The 23172-nt window shown below is 70.8% G+C and carries 16 protein-coding genes, 1 tRNA gene and 8 pseudogenes; 13 read left to right on the top strand and 12 right to left on the bottom strand.

The window, feature by feature from the left end:
* Positions 1-9 precede the first annotated feature (9 nt).
* Together IPK81_01440 and hisI are read right to left on the bottom strand one after the other, a co-directional pair.
* Positions 10-891 (bottom strand): isocitrate lyase/PEP mutase family protein, encoded by an 882-nt coding sequence (locus tag IPK81_01440; protein QQS12966.1) that lies wholly within the window; start codon positions 889-891, stop codon positions 10-12.
* Complete coding sequence (gene hisI / locus IPK81_01435) at positions 881-1303, bottom strand: phosphoribosyl-AMP cyclohydrolase (protein QQS12965.1); 423 nt, start codon at positions 1301-1303, stop codon at positions 881-883. Before hisI ends, IPK81_01440 begins: the two co-directional genes overlap by 11 nt.
* A gap of 134 nt (positions 1304-1437) precedes the next feature.
* Here hisI and IPK81_01430 point away from each other — a divergent pair, with 134 nt between their 5' ends.
* Positions 1438-1788: a hypothetical protein gene (locus IPK81_01430; protein ID QQS12964.1), complete on the top strand. Its 351-nt coding sequence runs from the start codon at positions 1438-1440 to the stop codon at positions 1786-1788.
* 27 nt (positions 1789-1815) lie between these two features.
* Positions 1816-2355 (top strand): transcriptional repressor, encoded by a 540-nt coding sequence (locus IPK81_01425; protein QQS12963.1) that lies wholly within the window; start codon positions 1816-1818, stop codon positions 2353-2355.
* A gap of 16 nt (positions 2356-2371) precedes the next feature.
* Here IPK81_01425 and IPK81_01420 read toward each other — a convergent pair whose 3' ends face one another.
* The 9 genes and pseudogenes from IPK81_01420 to IPK81_01380 form a co-directional block, all read right to left on the bottom strand.
* Complete coding sequence (locus IPK81_01420; protein ID QQS12962.1) at positions 2372-2842, bottom strand: GNAT family N-acetyltransferase; 471 nt, start codon at positions 2840-2842, stop codon at positions 2372-2374.
* Complete coding sequence (gene metC / locus IPK81_01415) at positions 2835-4022, bottom strand: cystathionine beta-lyase (GenBank protein ID QQS12961.1); 1188 nt, start codon at positions 4020-4022, stop codon at positions 2835-2837. The genes IPK81_01420 and metC overlap by 8 nt, the downstream gene beginning before the upstream one ends.
* Before the next feature lie 34 nt (positions 4023-4056).
* Positions 4057-4683 (bottom strand): GNAT family N-acetyltransferase, encoded by a 627-nt coding sequence (locus tag IPK81_01410; GenBank protein ID QQS12960.1) that lies wholly within the window; start codon positions 4681-4683, stop codon positions 4057-4059.
* Positions 4684-5186: 503 nt separating this feature from the next.
* Complete coding sequence (gene sseA / locus IPK81_01405; protein ID QQS12959.1) at positions 5187-6044, bottom strand: 3-mercaptopyruvate sulfurtransferase; 858 nt, start codon at positions 6042-6044, stop codon at positions 5187-5189.
* A 17-nt stretch (positions 6045-6061) separates the two neighbouring features.
* Complete coding sequence (locus IPK81_01400; GenBank protein QQS12958.1) at positions 6062-6781, bottom strand: alanyl-tRNA editing protein; 720 nt, start codon at positions 6779-6781, stop codon at positions 6062-6064.
* Positions 6769-7770, bottom strand: a complete 1002-nt coding sequence (locus tag IPK81_01395) for a cysteine synthase A (GenBank protein ID QQS12957.1) — start codon at positions 7768-7770, stop codon at positions 6769-6771. Before IPK81_01395 ends, IPK81_01400 begins: the two co-directional genes overlap by 13 nt.
* Positions 7771-7827: 57 nt before the next feature.
* Positions 7828-8741 (bottom strand): annotated as a pseudogene (locus tag IPK81_01390) (ribokinase).
* 46 nt (positions 8742-8787) lie between these two features.
* Positions 8788-9399, bottom strand: a complete 612-nt coding sequence (locus IPK81_01385) for an NUDIX domain-containing protein (GenBank protein ID QQS12956.1) — start codon at positions 9397-9399, stop codon at positions 8788-8790.
* Positions 9400-9465: 66 nt separating this feature from the next.
* Positions 9466-9540: transfer RNA gene (locus tag IPK81_01380), tRNA-Asn, on the bottom strand.
* Between the two features lie 274 nt (positions 9541-9814).
* Here IPK81_01380 and IPK81_01375 point away from each other — a divergent pair.
* From IPK81_01375 to IPK81_01325, 11 genes and pseudogenes are all read left to right on the top strand, one after another.
* The gene (locus IPK81_01375) at positions 9815-11644 is read left to right on the top strand and encodes a hypothetical protein (protein ID QQS12955.1); all 1830 of its coding nucleotides are present in this window, start codon (positions 9815-9817) and stop codon (positions 11642-11644) included.
* A 320-nt stretch (positions 11645-11964) separates the two neighbouring features.
* A pseudogene (locus IPK81_01370) lies at positions 11965-12360 on the top strand (calcium-binding protein).
* A 48-nt stretch (positions 12361-12408) separates the two neighbouring features.
* Positions 12409-12927, top strand: a pseudogene (locus tag IPK81_01365) (calcium-binding protein).
* A pseudogene (locus tag IPK81_01360) lies at positions 12928-13227 on the top strand (calcium-binding protein). It begins immediately after the preceding pseudogene.
* 240 nt (positions 13228-13467) lie between these two features.
* Positions 13468-13851: pseudogene (locus IPK81_01355) on the top strand (type I secretion protein).
* 363 nt (positions 13852-14214) lie between these two features.
* Positions 14215-14454 (top strand): annotated as a pseudogene (locus tag IPK81_01350) (hypothetical protein).
* 543 nt (positions 14455-14997) lie between these two features.
* Positions 14998-15426 (top strand): annotated as a pseudogene (locus IPK81_01345) (calcium-binding protein).
* A gap of 123 nt (positions 15427-15549) precedes the next feature.
* A pseudogene (locus IPK81_01340) lies at positions 15550-15759 on the top strand (calcium-binding protein).
* A gap of 60 nt (positions 15760-15819) precedes the next feature.
* Positions 15820-16302 carry a hypothetical protein gene (locus IPK81_01335; protein QQS14917.1) on the top strand — a complete coding sequence of 161 codons (483 nt, stop codon included), beginning with the start codon at positions 15820-15822 and terminating at the stop codon, positions 16300-16302.
* 106 nt (positions 16303-16408) lie between these two features.
* Positions 16409-21187 (top strand): calcium-binding protein, encoded by a 4779-nt coding sequence (locus IPK81_01330; GenBank protein ID QQS12954.1) that lies wholly within the window; start codon positions 16409-16411, stop codon positions 21185-21187.
* Positions 21188-21358: 171 nt separating this feature from the next.
* Positions 21359-22132: a hypothetical protein gene (locus IPK81_01325; protein ID QQS12953.1), complete on the top strand. Its 774-nt coding sequence runs from the start codon at positions 21359-21361 to the stop codon at positions 22130-22132.
* A gap of 10 nt (positions 22133-22142) precedes the next feature.
* On the opposite strand, the gene IPK81_01320 is transcribed toward IPK81_01325, so the two are convergent.
* Complete coding sequence (locus IPK81_01320) at positions 22143-23120, bottom strand: D-glycerate dehydrogenase (GenBank protein QQS12952.1); 978 nt, start codon at positions 23118-23120, stop codon at positions 22143-22145.
* Positions 23121-23172 lie beyond the last annotated feature (52 nt).

Genomic DNA, 23172 nt, shown 5'->3' with positions numbered 1-23172 from the left:
AAGCTTCGTTCATTCTTCTTCCGCACCGTACTTGCGCGCGCGCCCGGCGAACGCGGCGTAACCCAGGGACTCTTCGAATTCGGCGGTGCGGTCGCGCGCGCCCGGCACCGCTCCCGCGTCGCCGACGCTCTTGAAGCGCGCCAGCGCCCGCGTCAATGCGTCGTAGTGAATCAGCGCGGCGAAGCCGTAGTACAGCACGATGTCGGCGCCGGCCGCGGTCTCGTCCGCCAATGTGAAACCCGGCGAGTCGACCACCATCACCGGCCGCGTCAGTCGATTCCGGATCGCCTTGAGCGCCGGCGGCGGCACCATGGTGGGGAACACCATGTCGGCGCCGGCGTCGGCGTAGAGCGCCAGGCGCCGCACGGTCTCGTCGATGTCGCCGGTCGCCCACGCCGCGTCGCTGCGCGCCACGATCAACATGTCGGGATCCTCGCGCGCGTCGACGGCGGCGCGGATGCGGCCGGCCACGGCGGTGGCGGTGTGCAGCCGTTGCGGCACGTCGGCGTGCTTGCCGAAGGCATGATCCTCGATGTGGATCGCGGCGACGCCGGCGCGCTCGAACGCGCGCACCGTGCGCCAGATATTGGCCGCGTCGTTGAAGCCGCCCTCGGCGTCGGCGACCACCGGCAGCGTCGTGGCGTCGACGATGGTGCGGGCCTGCGCCACCATGTCGTCGAGCGTCAGCAGGCCGGTGTCGGCCAGGCCAAAGCGGCTGGCGGCGGTAGCGTAGCTGCCGATGTAGACGCAGCCGAAGCCGGCCGCCTCGATCAGCCGCGCGCTCAACGCATCGGTGGCGCCCATCGCCGGCGTCGCGCCCGGCGCCGATACGAGCGCGCGCAGCGCCCGGCGGCGGTCGTTGAACGATGGCGCCCGTGCCTCAGCCGCCATACATCTTCTCCGGCGGCACCAGCACCGGTGCGATCTCGGCCAGATTTCCGCCGCGCAACGCCCGGAAGAAGCAGTTGTGCCGTCCGGTGTGGCAGGCGACGCCCTCCTGCTCGACCAGCGCCAGCAGCGTGTCGCCGTCGCAGTCGATCCGCAGGTCGCGCAGGGTCTGGACGTGGCCCGACTCCTCGCCCTTGCGCCACAGCTTGCCGCGCGAGCGCGACCAGTAGCAGACGCGGCCCGTGCGCAGTGTCTCCTCAACCGCGTCGCGGTTCATCCACGCCATCATCAGCACCTCGCCCGTGTCGTGCTGCTGCGCGACGCAGGCGACCAGCCCCTGGGCGTCGAAACGGATCGCCACCAGCGCCTCGGCGATGGCGGAATCGGTCGCGGGTGTCGTCGTGGTCGCGGTCATGTCGGGCGCTCCCGCGTCGGCCGGCCGGACGGAGCCGGGCGGAACGCCGGTGGATGGGCCGCCGGTCGCCATTGGCGCCGCCGGTGGCCCGGCGTATAGTCCCGCCATCAGCGAATGACAACGAGGAGGCGCCCATGCGCCGTCGTCCCGCCGTCGCCGTGGCCGCGACCACATCGGCCGATCCGTCGTCCGCGACGCGCCGCCGGACGCTCGTCTGGGGCGGGGGCGCGCTGCTGGCCGCGGCCGGATTGGCCGCGTTCGGCCGCCGAGCCGCCGCGATCACGCTGGTCGAGCCCGACGCCAAGACCCGCGAGCTTCTGAACGCCGCCTGCGGCGCCAACGCCGACCACGAGCGCATCCTGGCCGACGCCCGCGCCGCGCTCGACGGCAAGGCGCCACCGCCGGCCCTCGCGGTGGTCGACTGCCCCGCTTGCGGCTGCCGCTTGCGGCTCGACGACGGCGCCTCCCTGCCGCCACGGCGCTGACGGCGCGCGTCGACGCGGCATTCCACCATGGCCACGCCCGCCCGCCGGGCCAAGCGCGTCGCCGCGACGCCGGCCGGCGGCGCCGCGCGCCATCCGCAGGGCGCGCCGCACGACCACGCGCATTGCGTCGAGGACGCGCTGGCGCTGGCCGACCGGGTCTGCCGCGAGCGCGGCGCGCGGTTCACCGATCTGCGCCGGCGCGTGTTCGAGCTGGTGTGGGCCAGCCACAAGCCGGTCGGCGCCTACGCCATTCTCGAGACGCTGCGCACCGAGGGGCTGGGGTCGGCGCCACCGACCGTCTACCGCGCGCTCGACTTCCTGCTCGAGAACGGACTCGTCCACCGCGTCGAGTCGCTGAACGCCTTCGTCGGCTGCGCCCATCCCGGCGAGGCGCACCGCGGCTTCTTCCTGATCTGCCACCGCTGCGGCGACGCGCGCGAGCTGCACGACGACTCGTTGGCCGAGAGCATCGCGGCGGGCGCCCGCGCCCACGGCTTCGCGCCGGCCCACATGACGCTGGAGATCGCCGGCACCTGCGGTCCCTGCCTAGCCGCCGGGCGGGCGTAGGCGGGGCGGCGGGCGTCTACGTCAGCCACTTCTCCATGAACAGGCTCAACGGATCGGGTCGGTACTCGCCGAACGGGGCGATGTCGCGGTAGCCCGCGCTCCGGTAGAGACCGATCGCCTCGGGCTGGCTGATCCCGGTCTCCAGCCGGACGATGGCGAACCCGCCGTCGACGGCGTGGCGTTCGAGGCGCTCCAGCAGGCGGCGGCCGAGCTTGAGGCCGCGGGCGGCGGGATCGACGTACATGCGCTTGATCTCGGCGTAGCCGCCGCGCGCGGCGATGGCGCCGAAGCCGAGCAGAGCGCCGTCGCCGTCTCGTGCGGCGAGGAACGTTACGTCCACCGTCCGCAGCGTCTCGACATCGACCAGATGGTTGCTCTCGGCCGGATAGAGCGTGGCGTACCAGGAATCGGCGGCGCGCAACGCGGCGACGACGTCCGGCCGGCCGGGATCCTCGATCTCGATGCGGATGCCGTCCGCGTCAGGCATTCGCCTTCAGCCGGTCCAGCGCCTCGGCGAGGTCCTGGCGCAGATCCTCGACATCCTCGAGGCCGATATGGACGCGGTAGATGCGCTTCCTGTCGTCCCACGGCACGGCCGAGCGGAACTGGCCGGGATGGCCGGGGATCATCAGGCTCTCGTAGCCGCCCCAGCTGTAGCCCATGCCGAAGATGGCGAGACCGTCGAGCATGCGCGCCTCGGCCTCGTCGCTCCACTCGCCCTTCAGCGTGAACGCGAACAGCCCGGACGAGCCGGTGAAGTCGCGCTTCCATATCTCGTGGCCGGGGCAGTCCGGCAGGGCCGGGTGCAGCACCTTGTCGACCTCCGGCCGCGTCTTGAGCCAGCGCGCCAGCTCGAGGCCGCTCCTCTCGTGATGGCGCAGGCGCACGCCCATGGTGCGCAGGCCGCGCAGGCCGAGATAGGTGTCGTCCGGCGCGCAGTGGAAACCGAACAGCATGCAGGCGTTCTTGACCGTCTCGAACGTCGCGCGGTCCTTGCAGTTGATCAGCCCGAGCATGGCGTCGGAATGGCCGACGACGTATTTCGTGCCCGCATGCACCGTGACGTCGACGCCCTTCTCGAACGGCCGGAAGAACAGCGGCGTCGCCCAGGTGTTGTCCATGATCACGACCGCGCCCGCCTTGTGCGCCGCGGCCGCGATCGCGGGGATGTCCTGGACCTCGAAGGTCTGCGAGCCTGGCGCCTCGACGAACACCACCTTGGTGTTCGGCCGGATCAGCGCCGCGATGCCGGCGCCGATCATCGGATCGTAGTACGTCGTCTCGACGCCGAAGCGGGCGAGGAAGCCGTCGGCGTATTTGCGGGTCGGCCCGTAGGCGTTGTCGGTGACCAGCATATGGTCGCCGGCCTTCAGGAAGCCGCTGATGCCGCCGGTGACGGCCGCCAGCCCCGACTGCACGGCGACGCAGCGGTGCGCGCCCTCCAGCTCGGCGAAGGCGTCCTCGAGGGCGAACTGCGTCGGCGTGCCGTTGCGGCCGTAGCTGACGCCCTCGAACGGCACGCGGTCGTGCAGCTTGGCCACCGTCGGGAACACCACCGTCGAGGCGTGGTAGACGGGCGGGTTGACGATGCCGAAATTGCCCTCGGGGTCGCGGCCGGCGACGGCCATGATGGTGTCGAGCCGCGTGAACTTCTTCTTCCTGCTCATCGTCCGTGATGTCCTCGAATGCGCGTCGCGGGCACTATGGCATCCGCCAGCTGCGGGTTCCACCGGCTACCGGCGGCGTCCATGGATACTGCTCCGGCCAGCGCACGCGCGGATCGTCGTAGAGCGCGTCCTCGCGCCTGGTGATCGCGAAGCCCGAACGCAGATAGCGGTCGAGCGCCTTGGGATGGTCGAGCAGATTGGTGTAGACCCAGTAGCGTGAGGGTTTGCGCGACCAGGCGATGTCGGCGAGCCGGTCGAGCATCCACGGCCCGTAGCCCTTGCCGATGAAGTCCGGCAGCACCCCGAAATACGCCAGCTCGATATCCGGCCAGGACCGCGAGTCGAGCTCGGCGTAGGCGGCGACATGGCCGCCCACGAACAGCACGCGCATCTCGACGGCGGGATCGGCGAGATAGGCGCGCAGCTCGGCGTCGGACTTCAGCTTGCGCTCGTACCAGAGCCACGGACGGCCGACGACGTCGTAGAGGTAGCGGTTGAGCGCCACGTCGGCGTCGACGATCCGCCGCAGCTCGGCTTCCGGCGCCGGGCGCTCCGGCGCGGCCGGCCGGGACGGCGGCGTCCGCATCTCGAGGAACGTCAGGACCGTCGGCAACTTGCCGTCGGCGCGCGGCGGCGGGTGGTGGTCGACGCGTAGCGGCATCAGAAACCTGCCGGGCGGGCTCCGTGGCGGGCCGCCGTCACTCTCGTGTTCATCGCCTTGCGCGCTCCGTGTTTCCGCCGGACGCGCAATATGTCACCCGCCCGTCGAGGCGCCAACAGTCGGCCGGCGACCGGTTGACGTCGATGGCGGCGCAACAGTAGCGTCGTCTGTGGTAGCCGAACGCCGGTCGCAAGAGTCTTGCACATGGTCGGCGAGGAGGATTGTTGGGGATGGCGACACCAACCTGTTCGGCTTGCGGGACGGAGATGCAGATCGGGTTCGTGCCCGAGGCCACGCTAGGCGGCTTCTTCGTCTCTGTCTGGCATCCCGGCGACGCGACCAGAGACGGCAAGACCTTGGCCCAGCGCGTCGCCTCGCCGGCGGGCGTCCGGTACGCGGGGGCGGACGTCCTGGCGATTGACGCGTGGCGATGCTCCGGCTGCGGTCGCGTCGACTTGTTCGCGACAAGGCCGCCCGACAAGGGCCAGGTCGCTCTAGGCGACTTAGCCGCTCGTCACGATCGGGGTGTCCTCGCGCGAGCCCCACTCGGTCCACGAGCCGTCGTAGATCGCCGCCTCGCGCCCGCCCGTGAGGTAGAGGCCCAGCGCGACGACGCAGGCGCTGACGCCCGAGCCGCAACTCGCCGTGACCTTCTTCGCGGGATCGATGCCGGCGGCGGCGATGCGCGCGCGCAGGGCAGCGTCCGGCAGCATGCAGCCGGTCTTCGGATCGATCAGCTCGTTGTACGGCAGGTTCAGCGCGCCCGGCATGTGGCCGAGCCGCAGGTTCGGGCGCGGCTCGGGCACCTCGCCGCGGAAGCGCGGCGCGGCGCGCGCGTCGACGCTCTGCTCGCCGCCGCCCTCGACCAGGCGCTTCACCTGCTCGACGTCGCGGATCAGCGTGGAATCCAGCCGGGCGGTGAAATGCCGCTCGCGCGGCGCCGGCGGATCGTCGGTGACGGGCCGACCCTCGGCCAGCCATTTCGGCAGCCCGCCGTCGAGCACCGCGACGTCCTTGTGGCCGAAGGCGCGGAACATCCACCACACGCGCGCGGCGCCGGGCATCGGGCCGCCGTCGTAGACCACGATCCGGTTGCCGTCGCCGAGCCCCAACTTGCGGACCCGCGACGCGAATTTCTCCGGCGGCGGCATCATGTGCGGCAGCGCGCTCGATGTGTCCGATATCTCGTCGATGTCGAAGAACACCGCGCCGGGGATGTGGCGCTCGGCGTACTCGGCCTTGGCGTCGCGCTTCTGCGCCGGCAGGTAGAACGATCCGTCGACCACGCGCACGTCGGGCGCGTCCAGCCGCGTCGCCAGCCATTCGGTGCTCACCAGCGCGTCGGGGCGGGTATGGCTCATCGGTCGTCTCCTCGGTCTCAGGCCAGCGCGACGATGAAGCGCCGGTTGCTCTTGCCCTTGTTCTCGATCTTCACGACCTCGAAGCGGCCGATCTCGCCGATCCGCGCGACATGGGTGCCGCCGCAGGCCTGGAGGTCGATGCCCTCGATGTCGAGCAGCCGCACGCGGCCCATGCCGGTCGGTGGCCGCACGCTCATGCTGCGCACCAGCTCCGGCCGCGCCGCCAGCTCCTCGTCCGTGACCCAGCGCGGGGTCACCGCGCGGTCCAGTGCGATCATCTTGTTGACGGCCTCGGTCACCGATTCCTTGGTCGGCACCTCGCCGGCGAGGTTGAAGTCGACGCGGCTGCGCTCGGCGCCGACCTGCGCGCCGGTGATGTCGCCCGCGACGGCGGCCGAGACGAGGTGCAGCGCGGTGTGCATGCGCATGTGCCGGTGCCGGCGGTCCCAGTCGATGACGGCGGTGACGATCTCGCCAGGCGCCAGCGCCGGCGAATCCGGCGCCGGCACGTGGCGCACGCCGGCGGCGCCCTTGGTGGCGTCGCGCACCACGACCATGCGGCCGTCGGCGGTGCTCAGCGAGCCGGTGTCGCCGGGCTGGCCGCCGCTGGTGGCGTAGAACACCGTGCGATCCAGCACGTAGGCGCCGTCCTCGATCGCGATGACGGCGGCCTCGCACATCTTCAGGTACGCGTCCTCGCGGAACAGCTCCTCGGTCTTCGCGGTCACGCCATCCATTTGGGCACCGGCAGGTTCTTCGAGCGCAGGAACTCGGGGTTGAAGAGCTTGGACTGGTAGCGCTGGCCACCGTCGCACAGGATCGTGACGATGGTCTTGCCGGGGCCGAGATGGCGCGCCAGCCGCATGGCGCCGGCGACGTTGATCGCCGACGAGCCACCGAGCACGAGGCCCTCGCCCTGGATCATGTCGTAGAGGATCGGCAGCGCCTCCTCGTCGGTGATCTGGAACGACATGTCGATCGGCGCGCCCTCGAGATTGGCGGTCACGCGGCCCTGACCGATGCCCTCGGTGATCGAATTGCCCTCGGCCTTGAGCTCCTTGCGGGCGTACCACCCGTGCAGCGCCGACCCCATCGGGTCGCTCAGCGCCACGACGACCTTCGCGCTGCGCTCCTTCAGCGCCATGCCGACGCCCGCGAGGGTGCCGCCGCTGCCGACCGAGCAGGTGAAACCGTCGACCTTGCCGTCGGTCTGGGTCCAGATCTCCGGGCCGGTGGTGCGGTAGTGGCCGTCGCGGTTGGCGGTGTTGTCGAACTGGTTGGCCCAGATCGCGCCGTTGGGCTCGCTCTTCGCCAGCTCGGCCGCCAGCGCGCCGGAATAGCGGACGTAGTTGTTTGGGTTTGCGTAGGGCACGGCGGGCACGAGGCGCAGGTCGGCGCCGCATAGCCGCAGCATGTCCTTCTTCTCCTGGCTCTGCGTGTCGGGCATCACGATGACCGCGCGGTAGCCCTTGGCGTTGCCGACCAGCGACAGGCCGATGCCGGTGTTGCCGGCGGTGCCCTCGACGATCGTGCCGCCGGGGCGCAGCAGGCCCTTGCGCTCGGCGTCCTCGACGATCGCCAGCGCGGCGCGGTCCTTGACCGATCCGCCGGGGTTGAGGAACTCGGCCTTGCCGTAGATGTCGCAGCCCGTCGCCTCCGACGCCGCCTTCAGGCGGATCAGCGGCGTGTTGCCGATGCTCTCGAGAAATCCGCGCCGGACGTCCATCATGCGCTCCGCTGGAACCTGGTCGATGTCACGATCTGGGAGAACGGGCGGCGCGCGTCAAGCGACGGCCGCCATGAAGCGGTCGAGCTCGGCCGGCGTCGGCATGGCCGGCGCGGCGCCGGGACGCGTCACCGACAGCGCGGCGGCGGCGTTGGCGCGACGCAGCGCGGCGCCGGAATCCAGCCCGGCCGCGATTCCAGCCGCGAAGGCGCCGACGAAGCAGTCGCCGGCGCCGGTAGGATCGACGACCTCGACACGCCGCGCTTCAAACGCGCGCACGCCTTCGCGGTCGACCACCAGCGCGCCGCGCGCGCCCAGCGTGGCCACCACGCGGCGGCCGTCGGCGAGGCGTTGCGCGGCGGCGGCGATATCGGCCATCGCGCTGTCGCCCGCGACGGCGGCGCCCGAGAGCGCGGCCAGCTCGGTTTCGTTGACGATCAGCGTGTCGATCAGCGTCAGCAGCCCCTCCGGCAGCGCCCGCGCCGGCGCGGCGTTGAGGATGGTCGTGGCGCCGCGTCGCGGGCGCGGGCGAAGGCGGCGGCGGTCGTCTCCACGGGCACCTCGAACTGGCCGAGGCAGATGTCGCCGGCCGAGAAGCGTGTGGCCGCCACCAGCGCCGGCGCCAGCTCCATGTTGGCGCCGGGCGCCACGACGATGGCGTTGTCGCCGCCGGCGATGGTGACGATGCCGACCCCGGTTGGCGCCGTCGGCGACACCGACACGCCGTCGCGGACGATCCTCTCGGCGTCGAGGAAGGCGAGGAAGCGGCGGCCGAAATCGTCGTCGCCGACCCGGCCCGCCATCTCGACCTCGGCCCCGAGCCGCGCCGCCGCCACCGCTTGGTTGAGGCCCTTGCCGCCCGGCAGCACGCGCAGATCGTCGCCCATGACCGTCTCGCCGCGCGCGGGATGGCGCGGCGCGCGGACGATCAGGTCCATGTTGAGGCTTCCGACGACGACGATGCGGGGCATGAGCGCGACGGTAGCGGCGCAGGGAGGGGGACGCAAACCGACGCCGTCACCGCCAGCGGGCGCGCAGCTCGTCGCGGTGCAGCAGGAGCCATTGCAGGCCGATCACGCCGGTGGCGCTGGCGATCTCGCCGCGCTCCAGCATCGCGCGGGCTTCCGCCAGATCGAAGGCGCGCACGAGGATGTCCTCGCCCTCGCTGGCCAGCCCGTGCACTCCGCCGGCCGCCGAGGCGTCGACCCGGCCGCAGAACATCGCGCAGGTCTCGGACGTGCCGCCGGGGCTGACGAGGAAATCGCACATCGCGACCAGCTCGCCGATCTCCAGATCGGCCTCCTCGCGGGCCTCGCGGCGGGCCACGTCGGCGCCGGTCTCGCCGTCCTCGATGATGCCCGCGACCGTCTCCCACACCCAGGCGTGGCGTCCAGCGGCGTGGGCGCCGGCGCGGAATTGGCGGATCAGCACCACGTGGTCGCGCGCCGGGTCGTAGGGCAGCACGGCGGCGGCGTGGCCGCGCTCGAACACCTCCCGCTTGATCTCGCCACTTGCGCCGCCGCCGAACAGCGAGTGGCGGAAGCGGTATTCGGCGATGCGGAAATGGCCTTGGAACGCCACCCGGCGGTTGACGGCGACGATGCGTTCGCTGGTCTCCGGGCCCGGCATGGCTTCGCTCCGTTCGTGATGGCGGGACGGAAAAGGGCCGCTTCCAGCGGGAAGCGGCCCTTGAATTGGCTCCGGAGGAGGGATTCGAACCCCCGGCCAGGCGATTAACAGTCGCCTGCTCTACCGCTGAGCTACTCCGGATCGGCGGAACGGCCGGCGTGTGCCGTCCGAGCGCGCGGTTTTTTGCAGACGTTTCCGAGCGTTGCAAGGGGATTTTGCGGTGGCCGCCGGCCGGCGCGGTGGACGACAGCGCGGTCGCGTCCGTGTCGGTGCCGGAGGAGGAGCGGCGCTCGCGTGGATTCTATTTGCTCCGCAGGGGATTATTCACTCAGAATATCGGGTGGGGTGGCGTGTCGACTTGGGGGTCGGAACGCGCCGAGAGGGAGCGGTGGCCGCGCGGCCGCCGGCGGCTGCTATGGCGATCATCACGGGTGGCGCGGGCGCGGACACGCTCCCGGGAACGGCTGCGGTCGACACGATCGAGGCGTTCGGCGGCGCGGATTCGCTGGTCAGCAGCCAGGGCGCCGACACGCTGGACGGCGGTGACGGCTTCGATTTCGTCGACTACATCGACGACACCGCCGGCGTCGACGTCGACATCGACGCCGGCACGGCGCGCGACGGCTGGGCCGACATCGACCGGCTGATCGCCATCGAGCACGTCCGCGGCTCCTTCCTCGACGACGTCATCCGCGGCGACGAGGGCTACAACTACCTCGACGGCGAGGACGGCGCCGACACGCTCAACGCCCGCTACGGCGACGACGGCCTGCGCGGCGGCGGCGGCGACGACGTGCTGATCGGCGGCGGTCTATTCGACCTCGACGATCCCAACGCCTTCGCCGAGTACGATTTCGCCGACTACCGGGGCACCGCCAACGGCGTCGTCGTCGATCTCGCGAACGGCACGGTGTATGGCGGCGCCGGCGCCGGCAACGACGTGCTGATCGGGATCGAAAGCGCCCGCGGCTCGTCCTTCGCAGACACCTTCTACGGCGGCTCCGGCGCGGATTTCGAGGGCTTCGTCGGCGGCGGAGGCGACGACCGGATCCACGGCGACGGCGTCACCAACACCCGCGCCGAGTACTGGGACGCGGCCGGCGCGGTCACGATCGTGCTGGACGCGGGCGGCGACGGGACCGCGAGCGGCGCCGGCGTCGGCACGGACGCGCTGTTCGACGTCAATTTCTTCCGCGGCTCGTCCTTCGCCGACCGCTTCGACGCCTCGGCCTTCGCCAACGGGGTCGGCGGCGGCGATTTCAACCATTTCCAGGGCGATGCCGGTAACGACACCGTCGTCGGCAACGGCAACACGCGGATCGACTACCGCTCGGCCACGATCGGAGTCACCGTCGACCTCGTGGTCGGCTCGGCCGGCGACGGTCTGGGGGGCGTCGACAGCTTCCACGGCGTCAACCAGGTCCGCGGATCGGGTTTCGCCGACACTTTGAGCGGCGGCGTCGACGACGACTACGAGGGCTTCGAGGGCCGCGGGGGGAACGACCGCATCGACGGCCGCTCCGGCTTCGACGAGGCGATCTACAGCCTCGACGGCGTACCCGCGGCCGGCATCTCCGTCGATCTCGCCGCCGGCATCGTCGTCGGCGACCCCGCGACCAGCGGCACCGACACGCTGATCTCGGTCGAGGCCGTGCGCGGCACGATCGTCGACGACCTGTTCGACGCCACCGGATTCGCCGGCGGCGACGGCGCGGCCAATGGACCGGGCACCGCGGTCGACCCGCGGTTCAACGTGTTCGAGGGCATGGCCGGCGACGACACCGTCGTCGGCAATGGATTCACCGCGATCTCCTACGTTAACGCCGGCTCCGGGGTGACCGTCACGTTCACCGCCGCCGGCGAGGTGGATCGAGCGGCGACTACCGCACCGGCGCCGACGCGTTCACCGGGGTCCAGGGCGTCCTCGGCTCCGATTTCGACGACACCTTCTTCGGCAGCGACGATCCGTCCGGCCCGGATGTCGGCTATTTCGAGTACTTCGCCGGCAATGGCGGGGACGACCATATCGACGGTGGCGACGGCGTCGACATGGCCCACTACGGCAGGGCCGCCGAAGGCGTGGTGGTCGACCTCGGGGCGGGAAGCGCCTCGGGTGGCGCCTCGACGGGTACCGACGTCCTCGTCGACATCGAGGCGGCCCACGGTTCGCGCTTCGACGACACGCTGCGCGGCGGCTCCGCCGCGGCCTACGAGTTCTTCGTCGGCGGCGGTGGCGGCGACCTGATCGACGGCATGGGCGGCCGCGACATCGTGTCGTTCTTCAGCGACGCCGCCGGCGTGGTCGTCGACCTCGCCGACCAGTCGCAGAACCGCGACGGCTCCGGTGGCGTCGACACCTACGCCGGGATCGAGGAGTACGAGGGCTCGGGCTTCGCCGACACGATGCGCGGCGCCCTCGACGGCGACGTGTTCCGCGGCGCCGGCGGCGGCGACACGCTCGCCGGCGCCGGCGGCGACGACACGCTGGCCGGCGGCGACGGCGACGATTCGCTCGACGGCGGCGCCGGCAGCGACACCCTCTACGGCGGCCCGGGCTCGGACTACATCGACGGCGGCGCCGACGAGGACGTGGTCGACTACCGCGCCAACGCCGACCGGCTCGTCGGCACCGGCGTCCCGGCCCTGTACGGCGGATCGACGAACATCGTCACCGAGGCGTTCGGCGACGTCGACACCCTCATCGCCGTCGAGACCCTGTTCGCGACCGACTACGACGACACGCTCGATAGCGGCTTCGATCTGCGCGTCGTCTACGGCGGCGCCGGCGACGACACGGTCTCCTCGGTCTACCTCGACAACACGTTCTACGGCGGTGCCGGCCACGACGACCTCGCGGGCGGCGACGGCTACGACACGCTTTACGGCGGGAGCGAGAACGACCGTCTCGCCGGGGACGGGGCCAACGACACGCTCCATGGTGAGGATGGCGACGACAGCCTCGGTTCCGGCCCTGGATTCGACCAGCTCTACGGCGGTATCGGCGACGACATGCTCGACGCCACGGCCTCGACCGGCGCCTACATCGAGGGCGACACGGGCGACGACACCGCGACCGGCGGTGGCGGGGCCGACACCGTGTATGGCGGCGACGACAACGACGTCGTCGCCGGCGGCGGCGGCGACGATTCGCTGCACGGCGACGAGGGCGACGATTCGATCGCCGGCGACGACGGCCTCGATTCACTGGCCGGCGGCGGCGGGGCGGACTCGCTCGACGGAGGCGGGGACGACGACTCCCTCTCCGGCGGCTCGGGCGACGACACGCTGAGCGGCGGCGGCGGCGGCGATTCGCTCGACGGCGGCACCGAGAACGACACGCTCGCGGGCGGCCTGGGCGACGATTCCCTCGACGGCGGCGAAGGCGACGATTCGCTCAGCGGCGAGGGGGACGCCGACACCCTCCATGGCGGCGACAACGCCGACGCGGCCTACGGCGGGGACGGCGACGACTCCGTGCTCGGCGAGGAGGGCGACGACACGCTGCACGGCGATAGCGGCCGGGACGGCCTGTGGGGCGGGAACGGCCTCGACACGCTGTCCGGCGGCGACGACGACGATGAGCTCTCCGGCGGTGGTGAGGCCGACAGCCTCGACGGCGGGCGCGGCTACGACGCGCTGTACGGCGACGACGGGGACGACTCCCTCGACGGCGCTGACGACGACGACACCGCCTATGGCGGTTACGACAACGACACCGTCTCGGGCGGCGCCGGCTACGACCAGCTGTTCGGCGACGACGGCGACGATTCGATCTACGGCGGCGGCGAGGACGACACCGCCTCGGGCGGCGCCGGCTACGACCATCTCGCCGGCGACGACGGCGCCGATTCGCTCGACGGCGGCGCCGAGGACGACACCCTCGACGGGGGGACCGGCGACGACACGCTGTCCGGCGGCGACGGCTTCGACCTCGGATACGGCGGCGCCGACCGCGACACCCTGTACGGCGACGATCTGGACGATGTCCTGTACGGCGGCGGAGAGGACGATTCCGTCTACGGCGGGACCGGGAACGACAGCGTCTACGGCGACGACGGCTGGGACCAGCTGGAGGGTGGCGACGGCGACGACTATTTCGTCAGCGGTTTCGGCTCCGACTACATCGACGGCGGCGCCGACGAGGACGTGGTCGACTACAGCGGCGAGTGGGGCCCCGTGGTCGGGTCCATCTTCGCGGTGCTCTACGGCGGCTCGACCAACATCGTCACCGAGGTGTTCGGCGACATCGACTCGCTCATCGCCATCGAGACCGTGATCGGCTCCGACTACGACGACACGTTCTGGGACGGGTTCGACGTGCGCGTGATCGAGGGCCGCTGGGGCCGCGACACGATCGCCGCCGACGCCCTCGAGAACACGATCTACGGCGGCGAGGACGACGACACCATCGCCGGCGGCTTGGGGAACGACTCCCTTTACGGTGGCGGCGGCTGGACCGATTGGGTCGACTACCGCGGCGCGTTCTACGCCGTCACCGTCGATCTCGGGATCGGTGAGACGACGATCGTCGACAGCGGCGAGTTCGACGTGCTTGGCGATTTCGAGGCGGTGTTCGGCTCCGACTACGACGACACCCTGCTCGGCGCCTCCGGCTTCACCTTCGAGACCTTCGTCGGCGGCGCCGGCGCGGACGTCATCGACGGCCGCCCGGGCGGCTTCGACGCCGTCAGCTACCAGTACGATCCCGGCTCCGTCACGATCGACGTCTGGGAGGGCACGGCGGTCGACGGCTACGGCGCGACCGACACGCTGTCGAACCTCTACTACTACGTGGGCTCGGCCTACAACGACACGATGAGCGGCGTCGGACCCGACATCATCGACCTGGGCATGCCCGGCCCGCTGTCGTCGATCTGGTTCGACGTCCAGTTCTTCGGCCTCGACGGCGACGACACGCTGACCGGCGGCGACGGCAGCGACGTGCTCGACGGCGGCTCCGGCGCCGACACGTTGACCGGCGGCTACGGCAGCGACGTGCTCGACGGCGGCTCCGGCGTCGACACGCTGACCGGCGGCTACGGCGACGACGTCTACGTGCTCGACGATCCCAACGACGTCGTGGTCGAGCTTCCCGGCGAGGGCCACGACACGGCGCTGGTGGCGTTCGACCACACGCTCGATATCGCGCTGGAGGACCTGCGGGCCGCCGCGTTCGGCGACTTCACGCTGACCGGCAATTCCAACGACAACGAGATCCAGGGCATCAACTACTCGTTCCCGGGATTCCTCGTGGGCGACGAGACGCTGCGCGGACTGGACGGCGCCGACACGCTGTTCGGGTTCGACGGCGACGACGTGCTCGACGGCGGCCTGGACGACGATTCCATCTACGGCGGCGACGGCAACGACACGGTCCGCTTCGCCGACGCCGCCCTGACGACGCTGGACATCGTCGAGGTCACGATCGCCGGCGGCGCCGGCTCGGCCACGGGCGCGGCCGGCCTCGACGTGTTCGCGGGCATCGAGGCGCTGGCGGGCGGCGACGAGATCGACCGCTTCACCGGCGGCGACCAGAACGACACCTTCGACGGCGGCGGCGGCGACGACCAGCTCGTCGGCGCCGGCGGCAACGACACCCTGCGCGGCGGCGACGGCGACGACCGCCTGTTCGGCGGCGCCGGCCTCGACACGCTGGTCGGCGGCGCCGGCGACGACTTCTACCGGCTCGACGACGCCGACATCGTCGACGAGACGTCGCCGGGCACCGCGGGCCTCGACACCGTGTGGGTGTCGTTCACCGACTACACCCTGCCGTCGGGCGTCGAGGTCGGCGCGGTGAATTTCGCGGGGCCGGCCATCCTCACGGGCGAGGGCGACCGCAACACCCTGTTCGGCGACGTGTCGCAGGACACGCTGTTCGGCCTGGGCGGCAGCGACTACCTCTACGGCTTCGCGGGCGGCGACTCGCTGTACGGCGGGCTTGGCGACGACTTCCTGTTCGGCGGCACGGGCGGCGACACGCTCGCGGGCGGCGCCGGCAACGACTACTACCGGCTCGACGACGGCGGCGCCGACACCGTCATCGAGGCGTTCGACGACGGCGTCGACCAGGTCTGGGTGGGTTTCTCCGGCCACACCATGTCGGCAAACGTCGAATGGGGGATCCTGAACTTCGACGGCGACGGCGACCTGGCCGGCAACGCGATCGACAACACGCTCTACGGCACCGACGGGATCAACACGCTCTACGGCGGCGGCGGCAACGACAACCTGCTGGGCTACGCCGGCGCCGACGCGCTGCACGGCGACGCCGGCGACGACGTGCTGCAGGGCGGCCTCGGCTCCGACACGCTCTACGGCGGCATCGGCAACGACGCGTTCATCGGCGGCGGCGGCGCGGCCAACACCTATCTCGGCGGCGCCGGCGACGATTTCTACCGGATCGACGCGGCCGGCGACATGGTCGACGAGACCGGCGGCTCCGGCGTCGACACGGTCTGGGTGTCGCTCGACATCGACTACGTCGCCACGGCCGGGGTCGAGGTGATCGCGGCGAACGCGACGATCGACATGGACCTGACCGGCAACGCCACCGACAACCTGATCCAGGGCAACGACGCGGTGAACGTCCTGTCGGGGGCCGGCGGCGACGACACGCTGCAGGGCTTCGGCGGCCTCGACACGCTGGTCGGCGGCGCCGGCCGCGACGTGCTCTCCGGCGGCTCGGGCGCCGACATCTTCGCCTACACGCTGGGCGACGGCGACGACATCATCGTCGACTTCGATTTCGCGGCCGGCGACCGGGTCGACCTGAGCGGCATCGTCTACATCGGCAACGGCGCGACGGCGGACGTCGCCATCCTGTCGGCCGATGGGGGGGTGACGACCTTCACGCTATCCGCCAACAATGGCTACAACTGGACGGGGGCGGAGTTTATCTGATTCCAAGCATCGCCGATGCCGGCGTCGCTCGGCGCGTCCGCTCGGTTAGCGCGCGTTGGGTAGCGTAGCCAAGTCTAGGTGTTCGTCCAGATCGCGGGGGGCGTGAATGACCACGACACCAGTGGGTTGGCGCGGAGAGTTCATCGTCAACACGACGAGGACGGGCGACCAGACGTCGCCCGCGGTGGCGGCCCTCCACGACGGCGGCTACGTCGTCGTCTGGACCGACGCCGCCAGCGACGGCAGTGGAACGTCCATCCGCGCGATCGTCTGCGCCGCCAATGGCAACGCGGCCGTTGGCGACTTCCTCGTCAATACGACGACGGCCGGGGATCAGGTCGCCGCCCGCGTCACCGTGCTCGCCGACGGCAATTTTGTCGTCACATGGGCCGATGGCAGCGCTAGTCTCGCTGGCGACTCTAGGTTCGCTGTTCGAGCCCAGATTTTCACGCCCGAAGGCACGCCGATCGGCGATGAAATCCTCGTCTGGGGCGGCTCGAACATCGATCAGTTTGAACCGGACGTCGTCGCTCGACCTGACGGTGGATTCACCGTCGCGTTCCCGCTCCTCTCAGATGAAAGCTCGTCGGTCTACGTCTCTCACTTCACATCGTCTGGAACCCGGATCATTTCAGGCAGCTTGATCAGCCAGTTGATCGAGGGCGGCGAGTTTCCGCGCGCCGATTTCCAGGTGGCGCTCGCGATCTCGCCCACCGGAACCGTCATGGCCGTGTGGACCGAGATGGACGAGGCGACCGGCGATGGCGCGCTGTGGTCGGTCAAACTGCGGCGGATCACCGGATTCGACTGGAACTACGAACCCGCGATCATCGTGAACACGACGACCGCCGGCTACCAGTACCAGCCTGCTGTCGCCTCGCTCGGCGCCGCCGGCTTCGTCGTGGTCTGGACCGACGGTAGCCAGACCGGAGGGGACACCGCGTCCTGGGCGATCCGCGGGCAGTTGTTCAACTGGAGCGGCGTGCCTGTCGGAGACGAGTTCCTCGTCAACACGTCGACCGCGGGCGCGCAGAACCGGGCGGACGTGACAGCGCTCGCCGATGGCGGATTCGTGGTGTCGTGGTCCGACCAGAGCCTGTTCGACACCAACAACACGGACACCCTCGCCCGGCGCTTCGACGCCGCCGGCAACCCCGTCGGCGTCGAATTCCGTGTGAACACCTTCACCGACAACGCGCAATCGAACGCGGATTCCGCCCTTCTGTCCGACGGACGCTTCATCGTCGCGTGGCAGGACGGCAGCGGCGTATCGGATATCAGCGGCTACGGCATCCACCTCGCCATCGGCGATCCGCGCGGCGGCGTCCAGGCCGGCGCGGCGCTGGTCCAGGTGACTGGCGCCGCTGGCGTCGACGTCGTCGGCGGTCTCGAGGCGACGCTCGGCGCGGGCGCTTTCGCCGCGGGCACGAGCGGCAGGTTCACGGTGACCGCCGGGACGACGGTGGTCACTTTCTACGGGTACGGCGTGACGTACGCGGGGGACACACCGGCGTCGGGCACGGTCACGAATTTCCGCATGGTCGTCGACGGCGTCCAGGTCGCCATCGGCTCGAACATGACCATGGACGTCGACGCCCTCGTCGCCGCGGCCTCCGCCGCCGCGGGCGGCGACCTCCTGCCGCTGCGAGCGATCTTCGACGACTTCGGCTACCGCTTCGTCGGCGCGGCCGGCCCCGACGTTCTATCGGGGCAGGGCTTCGGCGACACGTTCGTCGGCGGCGGTGGCAACGACGTCGTCGACGGCGCCGGCGGGAACGACACTGCCACGGGCGGTGCGGGCGACGACACGGTAGCGGGCGGCGGGGGCGACGATCTCGCGATCTACGCCGGGAACTGGCGGGACTACACGATCACTGGCGACTCCGGCGCCGGCTTCACCTTGGCAGACCGGCGCGGCGGCGCGCCCGACGGTCTGGACCACGTGGAATCCGTCGAACGCTTCCGCTTCGCCGACGGCACGCTGACCGCCGGTCAACTCATCAATTTCGCGGCCACCGACCTCGCGCTGACCGGCACCGCCGTCGTCGATCGGGCGGGCGGCGGGACGCTGGTGGGCCGGCTGTCGTCGAATGATCCAAATACCCTCGACGCGCTGACCTACACGTTGGTCGACGATCCATCAGGGTATTTCGAGATCGTCGGCGACGCGCTGCGCGTAAGGGCCGGGGCGGTCGTCGACCTCGCCGCCGGCGCGGAATGGGACGTGACGATCGCGGTCGCCGACGCCGGCGGGCTCGGCCATACCGAGATCGTCACGTTGACGGTGGTGCCGCCGCTCCAGGCGTGGGGCCCGGAGTTCGGTGTCGGCGAGACGCCCGGGGCGATTCCCGTGTGGCCGTCGATCGCGGCGCTTTCCAATGGCGATTTCGTCGTCGTGCACCAGGACTATAGCGGCGCCGGGGCCGAGGCGGGTACTGCGGGCATCCGGGCGCAGCTGTTCAGGTCCGATGGCTCCGCCGCGGGCGCCGGGTTCGCCGTCAACACGACCGTCGCGGGCGCGCAGGGCTACCCTGCCGTGTCGGCGCTTGAGGATGGCGGTTGGGTGGCGGTCTGGCGCGACGCAACGGGCCGCTACGACAACGCCTACGGCCAAATATTCAACGCCGACGGCACGCCGCGGGGCGGCGAGTTTCTCCTCGGCGCCGCGCCGGCGCCGCGCGGCGGCAACGTTGACCCGGCCGTGGTCGGACTTGCCGACGGCAATTTCGTCGCGGCCTGGTCGACCGACGGCGAGTCCGGGTCGGTCATCGCCGCGCAGCTGTTCGGACCGGATGGCGCGCGAATCGGGACCGAGTTCGTCGTCGGACCGGAGGATGATTCGACCCGCGAACCTGCCATCGCGGCGCTCGACGACGGTGGCTTCGCGGTCGCATGGCGCGGATTGGGAGGCGGCGACATCGGCGCGCAGGTGTTCGGTGCGGACGGATTGCCTTCCGGCGCGGAGCTGGTGGTCAACGCGGAGACCGTTGGTTCGCAGGCCTATGTCCGGCTCGCAACGTTGACGGGTGGCCGCCTCGTCGCTGTGTGGACCGATTTCGAAGGGTCCGGCGGCGACGGAAGCTTCAGTTCGGTGAAGGGCCGCGTCTACGACCTCGCGAGCGGCACGTGGGGGCCGGAGTTCCTCGTCAACACCACGACGACGGGGCGGCAGGAGATCCCGTTCGTCGCGGCGCTCGACGGCGGCGGCTTCGTCGTGACGTGGTTCGACTACGCGTCCGGGTGGACGCCGGGCGGCATCGCGACGATACGTGGACAGGTCTTCGATTCGGCCGGCGCCCGCGTCGGCGCCGAGTTCGATGCCGAAACCGAACAAGCGTCCCGGAATTCCGTGATCGCGGTGCTGCCGGACGGGCGGTTCGTCGTCGCATTCGACGTCGGAAATGGCAGCGCAGACTACGCCGTCCGGGCTCGTATTTTTGATCCCCGGACTGCCGGCGTGACGTTGCCGGGCTCCACGGAAGTCGATCAGTACTTCGGAACGCCGTATGTCGACGTCTTGTCCGGCGATACCGGCAACGACACAATGAAGGGCGGAGGGGGCGCCGATTCGCTATACGGCGGCGAGGGCAACGACCGCTTCGACGAGGCGGCCGACGGCGCCGCCGACACGATGAACGGCGGCTATGGCGACGATTTCTACATCCTGCGCGAGGCCGGCGAGATCGTCGACGAGAACTCGCCCGGCACCGCCGGACTCGACACGGTGTGGGTGTCGTTCACCGACTACACGCTGACGACCGGAACCGAGGTCGGCGCGGTGAATTTCGCCGGACCGGCGATTCTGACGGGCGAGGGCGACCGCAACACCCTGTTCGGCGAGGCCTCGCAGGACACCCTGTTCGGACTGGGTGGATCCGACTACCTCTACGGCTTCGGCGCCGACGACACGCTCTACGGCGGCCTCGGTCCCGACTTCCTCTACGGCGGCTCGGGCAACGACACGCTCGTCGGCGGCGAGGACAACGACTACTACCGCCTCGACGACGGTGGCGCCGACACCATCGTCGAGGCGGTGGGCGAGGGGATTGACCAGGTATGGGTCAACTTCTCCGGCCACACGCTGCAGGCCAACATCGAATGGGGCGTGCTGAACTTCGACACGGCGGGCGACCTCACCGGCAACGCCATCGACAACACCCTCTACGGCACGGACGGCGTCAACACGCTGATGGGCGGCGGCGGCAACGACAACCTTCTCGGCTACGCCGGCATCGACGCGCTGCACGGCGAGGACGGCGACGACGTGCTCCAGGGCGGGCTCGACGCCGACACGCTCTATGGCGGGTCCGGCAACGACGCGTTCATCGGCGGCGGCGGCGCGGGCAACACCTACTTCGGCGGCGTTGGCGACGACTTCTACCGGGTCGACGCGGCCGGCGACGTGGTCAGCGAGGTTGGCGGTTCCGGAATCGACACGGTGTGGGTCTCCGTCACCGTCGACTACGTCGCGCCGGACGGGATCGAGAACCTGGCCGCCAACATCGGCACGGCCCTCAATCTCACCGGCAACGGTCTGGACAACCTGATCCAGGGAAACGATGCCCTGAACACGTTGTCCGGCGCGGGCGGCAACGACACGCTGATCGCCTACGACGGGGCGGACGTGCTCGCTGGCGGCGCCGGCCGCGACATCCTGATCGGCGGTGGCGGGGCGGACACGTTCGCGTATTCGCTTGGCGACGGCGACGACATCATCGTCGACTTCAACTTCGCCGACGGGGACCGCGTCGATCTGACGGGAATCTCCTACATCGGCAACGGGGCGACGGCGGACGTCGCGATCCTGTCGGCCGATGGCGGCGTGACCACGTTCACCCTCAGCGCCAACAACGGCTACAATTGGACCGGGGCGGAGTTCATCTAGGCCGGTGGGAAGGCGGCAGGCCGGCATGTCCCCGACGAGGCGTCAGTGCCGGAGATGAGCGCCCGGACGCGGTCCAGGATGAGCGGAGACCCGTGATTCTTTTTCTGTTTCCGTCGCTTGTGGCGATGCTATGATGCTCTTGAATAAGATCAAGAATAGATCGGAGCTCCCATGCGACCCCTCGCGCTGGTGCTCGTGTTGTCCTCGCCCCTGCTGCTCGGTGGCTGCGCGCTGCCGATCGGCGTCGCCATCGCCAGTTACGCGACCGATGGCGCGCTCTACCTCACCACCGGCAAATCCGGCTCCGACCACCTGATCTCGATGGTGTCGGACAAGGACTGCGCTACTTGGCGGGTCGTCAAAGGCAAGGAGATCTGCGTCGACCGGCCACCCGGCGAGAATCCCTACCAGGTCGACCGCGACGCGCCGCACCGTACGGTCGATGAGAGCGGCATCGCCCAACTGTACGCGCCGTCGAGCCAGGGCGGCGCCCTGCTGCTGGACGCGCAGGCGCGCGAAGCGATGGCGCCACGCAAACCGCCGGGCACGTCGACGGCGGCGCCCGCGGCCGTCGAGACCGCCGCGCTACCGGCCCCCGCCGAGGTCGGTTCCCGGCCTGCCGCCGCGACTCCGGTCGCCGAGGCTAGGTCGCAGCCCGCCATGGCATCGGCGCCGACGCGGGCGACCGCGCCGAAAGCCGCCGCCGCCAAGCCGCGGGAACCCGCCGTCGCCGCGGCACGCCGGCCGCCGGCGGTCGCCGGCAAGCCATCGACCGCGCCGCCAGCGGCCGTCGCCGCGAAGCCGTCGCCCGCCAAGCCGACGCAGACGGCGCGGGCCGCCCCGCGCAAGCCGCCGGTGTCGCCCGCGGTGGTCACGGTGTCGCAGCGTCCGGCCGGCACGCGCGTCGCCACCAGCCGCGCCGAGCCGCCGCTGATCCTCTACTAGGCGGTCGTCCTCAGGCGGGCCGCACCGGATCGGGCGGCGTTTCGTCGCGCAGCAGGAACGCCTCGAGGTTGTCGAGCGCCCGGAAGCCCATGGCGTTGCGCGTCTCCAGAGTCGCCGAGCCCATGTGCCGCAGCAGGAACGCGTTGGGCCGCTCGTGGTAGCCGGCGTTCAGATTCGGTTCGCCCTCGAACACGTCCAGCCCGACCGACGCCAGCTTGCCGCTTTTCACGGCCGCGATCAGCGCCGCGTCCTCGACCACGGGGCCGCGCGCGGTGTTCACCACGATGGCGCCGTCGGGCAGCTTCGCGATGCGCGCGGCGTTCAGCCAATGGCGCGTCTGCGCCGTCAGCGGGCAGTTGATCGACAGGAAGTCGCACAACGGCAGCATCGCCTCGGGGTCGCTGTGGAAAACCGCGCCCTTCTCGAGCGCCGGCGGCAGCCGGTTGCGGTTGTTGTAGTGGATCGTCATGCCGAAGGCCCGCGCGCGGTCGGCGACTGCCTGGCCGATGCGCCCCATGCCGAGGATGCCCAGCCGTTTGCCGGTGAGCTGCGTGCCCATGAGCTGGGTCGGCGCCCAGCCCACCCATTCGCGCCGGCGCAGCATGTCGATGCCCTCCTGCGCGCGCCGCGAGGCGCCCAGCAGGCAGAGCAGGGCGATGTCGGCCGTGGCGTCGGTGAGCACGTCGGGGGTGTTGGTGACCACGATGCCGCGCGCGGCGGCGGCGGCCACGTCGATGTGCTCGTAGCCGACCGAGAAGGTCGAGATGATCCGCACGCTCGCCGGCAGCCGGCCTATGGTCGCGGCGTCCAGGGCGTCGCCGGCGGCGCACATCACGCCGGCGCACCCCTCGGCGGCGGCCACCAGGCGGGCGCCATCGTAGATGGCGTCGGTCGGATTCAGGATGGGCGCGAAGCCGGCCGAGAGCCGGGCCTCGACGGCGGGCGGGAACAGACGGGTCGCGAGCACGACCGGTTTTGGCTTCGTCATGGCGCCTCTGTGCGTTCGGCGGTGCGATACGACTCGACTTTTGGCCGGCGCA

It is taken from the genome of Rhodospirillales bacterium, assembly GCA_016699855.1.
In the GTDB taxonomy this organism is placed as follows: Bacteria; Pseudomonadota; Alphaproteobacteria; order Reyranellales; family Reyranellaceae.
Note: the sequence above shows the minus strand (reverse complement) of the source record. Positions and strands in the feature narration are given on the sequence as shown.

What these genes read in the sequence shown, in the direction of transcription:
- IPK81_01330 (QQS12954.1), top strand. Translation starts at nt 16,409, where the DNA reads ATGACCACGACACCAGTGGGTTGGCGCGGAGAGTTCATCGTCAACACG.
- IPK81_01375 (QQS12955.1), top strand. Translation starts at nt 9,815, where the DNA reads ATGGCGATCATCACGGGTGGCGCGGGCGCGGACACGCTCCCGGGAACG.
- IPK81_01400 (QQS12958.1), bottom strand. Translation starts at nt 6,781, where the DNA reads ATGGATGGCGTGACCGCGAAGACCGAGGAGCTGTTCCGCGAGGACGCG.
- IPK81_01410 (QQS12960.1), bottom strand. Translation starts at nt 4,683, where the DNA reads ATGCCGCTACGCGTCGACCACCACCCGCCGCCGCGCGCCGACGGCAAG.
- IPK81_01335 (QQS14917.1), top strand. Translation starts at nt 15,820, where the DNA reads ATGGTCGACGAGACCGGCGGCTCCGGCGTCGACACGGTCTGGGTGTCG.
- IPK81_01420 (QQS12962.1), bottom strand. Translation starts at nt 2,842, where the DNA reads ATGCCTGACGCGGACGGCATCCGCATCGAGATCGAGGATCCCGGCCGG.
- metC (QQS12961.1), bottom strand. Translation starts at nt 4,022, where the DNA reads ATGAGCAGGAAGAAGAAGTTCACGCGGCTCGACACCATCATGGCCGTC.
- IPK81_01320 (QQS12952.1), bottom strand. Translation starts at nt 23,120, where the DNA reads ATGACGAAGCCAAAACCGGTCGTGCTCGCGACCCGTCTGTTCCCGCCC.
- IPK81_01325 (QQS12953.1), top strand. Translation starts at nt 21,359, where the DNA reads ATGCGACCCCTCGCGCTGGTGCTCGTGTTGTCCTCGCCCCTGCTGCTC.
- IPK81_01385 (QQS12956.1), bottom strand. Translation starts at nt 9,399, where the DNA reads ATGCCGGGCCCGGAGACCAGCGAACGCATCGTCGCCGTCAACCGCCGG.
- IPK81_01430 (QQS12964.1), top strand. Translation starts at nt 1,438, where the DNA reads ATGCGCCGTCGTCCCGCCGTCGCCGTGGCCGCGACCACATCGGCCGAT.
- IPK81_01425 (QQS12963.1), top strand. Translation starts at nt 1,816, where the DNA reads ATGGCCACGCCCGCCCGCCGGGCCAAGCGCGTCGCCGCGACGCCGGCC.
- sseA (QQS12959.1), bottom strand. Translation starts at nt 6,044, where the DNA reads ATGAGCCATACCCGCCCCGACGCGCTGGTGAGCACCGAATGGCTGGCG.
- IPK81_01440 (QQS12966.1), bottom strand. Translation starts at nt 891, where the DNA reads ATGGCGGCTGAGGCACGGGCGCCATCGTTCAACGACCGCCGCCGGGCG.
- hisI (QQS12965.1), bottom strand. Translation starts at nt 1,303, where the DNA reads ATGACCGCGACCACGACGACACCCGCGACCGATTCCGCCATCGCCGAG.
- IPK81_01395 (QQS12957.1), bottom strand. Translation starts at nt 7,770, where the DNA reads ATGGACGTCCGGCGCGGATTTCTCGAGAGCATCGGCAACACGCCGCTG.